Genomic DNA, 6,676 nt, shown 5'->3' with positions numbered 1-6,676 from the left:
GGTAAGGATAGTCACCCACCTCGATGTTACACCGGAAATGATCGCACAAACCTGCGAAATCATCGCAGAGATGGCATAACTGAAGCAACAAACTAATTTAAAGGGCAGCGATTCCTGCCCTTTAAATTTCCATCTCTCCTTAATCTCCGTTATTTTTGCCACCTTATATTATGAATAGCATGGAACTCTCGAAAAATTACCTGCCTGCAACGGTTGAAGAAAAATGGTACCAACAATGGATGGATAAAGGCTATTTCCGCTCCAAACCGGATGGCCGCCAACCCTTTACTGTCGTTATCCCCCCGCCGAATGTGACCGGGGTACTGCATCTTGGCCATACCCTCAATGAAACCGTCCAGGATATCCTGGTACGCCGGGCTCGTATGAGCGGCTTCAACGCCTGCTGGGTTCCAGGCTCCGACCACGCCTCCATTGCCACGGAAGCCAAAGTGGTAAATATGCTCAAACAGGAAAAAGGCATCGAAAAATCACAGCTCACCCGCGAAGAATTTCTCAAATATGCCTTCGAATGGAAAGATAAGTATGGAGATATCATCTACCACCAGATAAAAAAACTCGGCTGCAGCTGCGACTGGGACCGCGTTACCTTTACTATGGACGATCACTACTACAAAGCAGTGATCACCGTTTTTATCGATCTCTATAAAAAAGGCGTCATCTACCGCGGCGCACGCATGATCAACTGGGACCCCAAAGCCAAAACAGCTTTGAGCGATGAAGAAGTGGAATACAAAGACCTCCAGGGTAAGCTGTATCATGTGAAATACGCCATCACCGATGCAAAAGGCATTGCTACCGGCGAATACATCACCATCGCTACCCAGCGCCCGGAAACCATCATGGGCGATACCGCCATCTGCGTAAACCCCGACGATGAAAGATACGCCCACCTGAAAGGGCACTTCGCGGTAGTACCGCTGGTGAACCGCAGCGTGCCCATTATATTTGATACCTATGTAGACAAAGAATTTGGTACCGGCGCACTGAAAGTGACGCCTGCACATGATATCAACGACTATAACCTGGGCCTGAAACATAACCTGGAAATTGTGGATACCCTTAACGACGACGGTACGCTGAGTCCTGCCGCCGTGGTATTTGTAGGGGAAGACCGCTTCATTGCCCGTAAAAAAGTAGTGGCCGCCCTGGCGGAACAGGGACTGCTCGTAAAAGAACAGGAATATACCACCCGCCTCGGTTACAGCCAGCGTAATCCCGACACGGTAGTAGAACCCCGTATCTCCACCCAGTGGTTCGTAAAAATGGCGGAAATGGCCAAACCCGCCCTGGATGCAGTAGTAAACGGTGATGTAAAAATCCATCCCGGCGACCGCTTCCTGGCAACCTACAAATACTGGATGGAAAATGTAAAGGATTGGTGTATTTCCCGGCAGTTGTGGTGGGGCCAGCAAATCCCGGCCTGGTATGCGCCGGACGGCTCCTTTGAAGTAGCGGCTACCGCAGCGGAAGCAGTACAGCAGTTTGCCGCCCGCAGCATCACTGTATCCGCCGCCGAGCTCAAACAGGATGAAGATTGCCTGGATACCTGGTTCAGCTCCTGGCTCTGGCCCATGGAAGTATTCAATGGCATCTCCCAACCCAATAATGAAGATATCAATTACTACTACCCCACCTCCGTACTGGTAACCGGGCAGGATATCATCTTCTTCTGGGTAGCCCGTATGATCATGGCCGGACTGGAATACAAAGAAGTAAAACCCTTTGCCGACGTATATTTCACAGGAATGGTGCGCGACAAACAAGGCCGCAAGATGAGTAAGAGCCTCGGCAACTCACCCGACCTGCTCGAGATGATCGACAAGTCCGGTGCTGATGCGGTACGCTTTGGGATCATGATCTCCTCTCCTGCCGGTAACGACCTGCTGTACGACGACTCCAGCTGTGAACAGGGCCGCAACTTCTGTAATAAAATATGGAATGCCCTGAAACTGGTGAAGATGTGGGAACAGCGCCAGGAAGAAGATAACAACGCCGCAGCAGATAATTTTGCTGTGAAATGGTTTGAAAGCAGGTTGAATGAAGTACAATCAGAAGTGGCTGCACTGCATAAGGACTTCCGTCTCAGCGAAGGACTCAAAGCGATCTACAGCCTGGTATGGGACGACTTCTGCAGCTGGTACCTGGAGTGGGTTAAACCAGGTTTTGAACAACCGATCCCTGCATCCATCTATCGTAAAACCATTTACTTCTTCGAACAGCTGATGCAGCTGCTGCATCCGTATATGCCTTTTATTACGGAAGAAATATACCAGCAGCTTACTACCCGCGCGGAAGATGATTCCCTGATGATAAAGCAGTTCACCACGCCAGAGGCGCCGGTACATGCCACCCTGCTGGAAGGTGCACTTGCCAAGGAAGTGATCAGCAGCATCCGCGATGCACGCAACAAACATCAGATCAAACCAAAAGATCCGATCGTACTGTATATAGAAACCAAACACGATAATGCGTTCAAACAAATTGAAAACATGCTCGCGAAACAGGTGAATGCAAAAGCCATTCATTATGTACAGGAGCCTGTGCCAGGTTGCATTACCCTCGTGATCCAGAAAGATAAATTCTACCTGGGCACAGAAACCGCACTGGACACCACCGCCCAGAAAGCAGCGCTCACCAAAGACCTGGAATATCTGAAAGGATTCCTGGCATCTGTAGAAAAGAAACTCAGCAATGAGCGCTTTGTACAGAACGCTAAAGCAGAAGCTGTAGATGCAGAGCGTCAGAAAAAAGCAGACGCCGAAGCAAAGATTGCTGTCATAGAGGAAAGTTTAAAGTCCTTATAATTTTTAAGATCGCCCGGTCGTTACTATACCGGGCGATTTTTTATATCCCGGTACTATCATGCAAAAACATCTGTTACTTAGTTTCTTATTAGCCACTGCTGTTACACCGGTAATTGCGCAATCCGCAAAGAAACCCACTACCGCCGTAACCAGCAAAAGACCCATGAAACTCCGCAGCAGCTGGAGCATTTACCTGAGCGATACCCTGCCAAAAAGTGAAGTGATCAAATTACTGGACTCTGCGCTGATTGTGCGCGACGAGAAAAATATCAAATACCCGGTGCAGTCTTTTGCTTTTACCTATGAAAGACATGAACCTTATCTTAACGATACTACCGGGCAACCTGCCATATACAAAGATTTTACCGGCGATAATTTCAAGACAGCCACCCTGCCCGCCGCATGGAGCAAAAACCTGAAAGAAACCCTGCAAACAGGAGATGTGCTCTATTTCGATGAAATCATCATCAAATACACAGAAGACAAGTTATACAAAGCTCCATCCATCCAGATAAACGTGAAGTAATCTATCTTCCTAATAATTAAATAACTGCTGGATCGGTACTATAAAATCAACCCGGTTCTGTGCATTGTCCGCCGGATCCTGGTCGAACAGGTGACTGAAACGCACCCCAAATGTAAACGGCAACGCGTTGCCTATGCGGGTATCAAAAAACAGTTCCGTGCCTGCGGAAGTATAGCGGGTATTGGTATTCACGTTGTTGCGGGAAAACCTGGCCATGCTGTAATCGTAAAACAGGTTGGCCCTGATGCGGTTAAAATACAGGATCTGTGCAAATCCCCAATCGGGATACGCCAATGGCAAGTGATAATTGGCCCCGAGTTTATAGATACTGGTATACAAAGGCGTATTATATCCCCTTGCATATACGAAATTATCGGTGAAGGTATAATTGAACGCATTATCCCGTTGCTGGTAGGCGCCCTGCAATACCAGGCTGTGGTTTTGCCACAATCCCGGCAAATACTGATCCAGCCTGGCATACAGCTGTTCTGCATACAGGCCCGTTACAGAACTGTTATACTGCACCGCAAGATATTGCCCGAAATGGGTGTAGATATTTTGTACCGCTTTGATCCGCTGGTTATTGAAGATGATAGTGTTGGTCAGGAATTGCAGGTCGTTTCCTTTATACCTGGCATCGAGATAACGGTGACGGATATTGTAATTACTACCGAGAGATAAACTACGGCTGTAAAGCCCCGATGAGAAGTTCAACGGAACACTCACACCCACATGCGCGGTGGCTTCATTCCAGTATACACGCTGCCGGTTCTGATCAAGCCCGTTACGGTTAATGGTATAATCCGCCCCCACCGACAGCACGGGGAACCATCCCGCGAAAGTAAAGGCGGCGGCTATATCTGAGCTTCCTTCATTCCTGTTATACGTATAGCCGATACTGGTAGAAGTAGTGCTTAATATATTCTCTCCTATCAGGGATATGCTGTAATCCGGATCATTAAAAGAAGGCACCCAGCTGTGGAAGTTAAAGGGTCGGGTAAACTGGGGGTACTTTTTCACCGGCAGGGAATCATGCGTCCGCTCCAGGATGTTACCGCCTTCCTTAAAATGAGGCTGTAACCAGGCGCTGCGCCCGTCCTTGCTTACATCTGCCGGTTCCCATGCCGCTTTGTTCAGCGCCGCATGATACAACTTATATCCTTTTACGGTGAACTCACTGAAAACGAGGCTATCGGCCAACTGATCCACTGCCATATGCAGCGCACTGTTCCCCCTGTCGGTCACCTCGTATGTTTTCCTGTCTGATAACGTGATCGCATACACGTTATTCACATCTTTCAGCCCGCTGGTAAAATAAACGGTATCGCCGCTCACCACCGGGATCCCTAATACAGTATAACTGAAAGGCGTAAGCACGGTGCTTTCGCCTGTAGCCAGCGATTGCTGTACCAGCGCCATCTCTCCTTTGCTGTTCCTTACTGCGCTGATCACTGCCTGTTCTCCTGCGGCAAAACGAGGATAGGTATAATACCAGTTTTCAGGGTTGGGCAACTCCTTCTCTACGGCGGCGGTACGGGTGTTGATCAGCTGCAGGCTGTATTTCATGTTGGTGGTGAGAGCAACGGCTATTACATGCTCCCCGTTTTCACTGATATCCGGGGAAAAGAATTTTCCCTTCGGGGAAACTGTTTTCGTACGCCCGGTAGCGTTATCCCATACCCGGATCACTGAAAAATCCTTCCAGCCCCAGCGGGCGTCAAAACGGGCAGCAGCCCAGGCAATGCGGCCATTGCGGTAACTGAAGAAGTCATCATATACAATACCCGGGCGTACCAGCAGGCTTTCTTTGCCCGCGGCATCCAGGCGGTAAATACCAGGCACTTTATTCCAGGCATTCTTTAATACCACCCATTCGTTTTTGCCGGCGCTGTAGACATAGTTATAATTAGTCACTGGTTTGGCTACCGGCAGCAAAGGCCGGGCCGGTGTGGTGTCCGGTCTCGCGGCATAGTTGTTCCACAGCGGCTGGTATTCTTTCAGCATGGCATTGTAAAAGCCGGTTACATTCATGCCTGTTCTTTTCTTCAGGCTGTGCGACAATGGGTAAAATACCCCACGGAAACGGACGGCATCACTGGTCACATCTTTCCAGAAAGTTTGCCCGTAATGTTCCCGGCCGTAGGTGGTCATCAGGTACCCCAGCGGGTAATGATCCGGTACATAATCCACATAGGAGCCGTTCCGGATCTTCATATAGGCGTAACGTTTACCTGCCAGTGAAAGGCCGCGGAAGCCATCGAAAAAGCCGGGCAATCTTCCCCTGCCCTGTGGTGTCAATGCAGTTTCCATCACCACTGCATCTCCTTCCCAGAACCAGTTAGGCACTGCAATATTGGTAATGGCGGCCTGTCCCAGCTGGCCTCCGAGGATAGAAAACACTTTGGATACGCCCTGCCGGAAGTTCATGTTCTGTAACACATGCCGGTATTCGTGCACTGCCAGCTGATCTACCCAGTTCAGGGAGCCCAGGTCCAGCGAGTTAGGTGGTGGCGCCAGATAAAATTCGGAACGGAAGGGACCGAGTTGTACATACCCGTTGGATTGCAGGGTCTGATTTTGTAATACGATGTTTACTTTTCTTTCCAGCCCCCCGATAGAGGAACGGGTATAACGGTTAAGATAGTGAACCAGGCCGGCTACACGTTCCCCTTGGGCTGTCATGCCATGAGGAAAGATCACCCGCACCGTATCGGTGTTGATCTGTTGCCATTTCAGCGAAGGCGGGTTACCTCCGAATTGTTGCGCCGATAAAGAAAGGGAAAAAGACAACAGCGTAATGGCAAGGATAACACGCATAAAAAATAACGAATTACGGATCTAAGCAGATGATGATAATGTATAAACGAAAATATGGTTCTTTCCTTATATTATAACCGATATTCGCCGCAATCTGCTTTTAAATCTGTAATTCGTTACCTGGTATCTTTTAACACTCAGGGAGACTGATAGGAATATTCACTGCCAGGCCTCCATCGGAAGTTTCCTTATATTTTGAGTTCATGTCCTGCGCTGTTTCCCACATCGTTTTTACTACAGCATCGAGGGAAACCTTTGCCATTTCCGGATTGCTTTGCAACGCCAGCTGGGATGCGGTAATGGCTTTAATAGCGCCCATGGTGTTCCTTTCAATGCAGGGCACCTGTACCAGGCCGCCAATAGGATCGCAGGTAAGGCCCAGGTGGTGTTCCATGGCGATCTCGGCCGCCATCATTGCCTGTCGTTGGCTTCCGCCGACGGATTCAGTAAGCGCTGCGGCAGCCATGGCGGAGGAGACACCGATCTCGGCCTGGCATCCACCCATGGC

General features: G+C 49.4%; 4 protein-coding genes. 2 read left to right on the top strand and 2 right to left on the bottom strand.

Annotated elements, in window-relative coordinates:
* Positions 1–179 precede the first annotated feature (179 nt).
* Positions 180–2,825 (top strand): valine--tRNA ligase, encoded by a 2,646-nt coding sequence (locus VIM72_RS24670; protein ID WP_332005489.1) that lies wholly within the window; start codon positions 180–182, stop codon positions 2,823–2,825.
* A gap of 58 nt (positions 2,826–2,883) precedes the next feature.
* Positions 2,884–3,351 carry a hypothetical protein gene (locus tag VIM72_RS24665; protein ID WP_332005488.1) on the top strand — a complete coding sequence of 156 codons (468 nt, stop codon included), beginning with the start codon at positions 2,884–2,886 and terminating at the stop codon, positions 3,349–3,351.
* 9 nt (positions 3,352–3,360) lie between these two features.
* On the opposite strand, the gene VIM72_RS24660 is transcribed toward VIM72_RS24665, so the two are convergent.
* Together VIM72_RS24660 and VIM72_RS24655 are read right to left on the bottom strand one after the other, a co-directional pair.
* Positions 3,361–6,168 (bottom strand): hypothetical protein, encoded by a 2,808-nt coding sequence (locus VIM72_RS24660; protein ID WP_332005487.1) that lies wholly within the window; start codon positions 6,166–6,168, stop codon positions 3,361–3,363.
* A gap of 130 nt (positions 6,169–6,298) precedes the next feature.
* On the bottom strand, positions 6,299–6,676 hold a 378-nt coding region (locus VIM72_RS24655; protein WP_332005486.1), incomplete at its 5' end, for an L-serine ammonia-lyase, iron-sulfur-dependent, subunit beta.

It is taken from the genome of Chitinophaga sp., from assembly GCF_036569185.1.
In the GTDB taxonomy this organism is placed as follows: Bacteria; Bacteroidota; Bacteroidia; order Chitinophagales; family Chitinophagaceae; genus Chitinophaga.
Note: the sequence above shows the minus strand (reverse complement) of the source record. Positions and strands in the feature narration are given on the sequence as shown.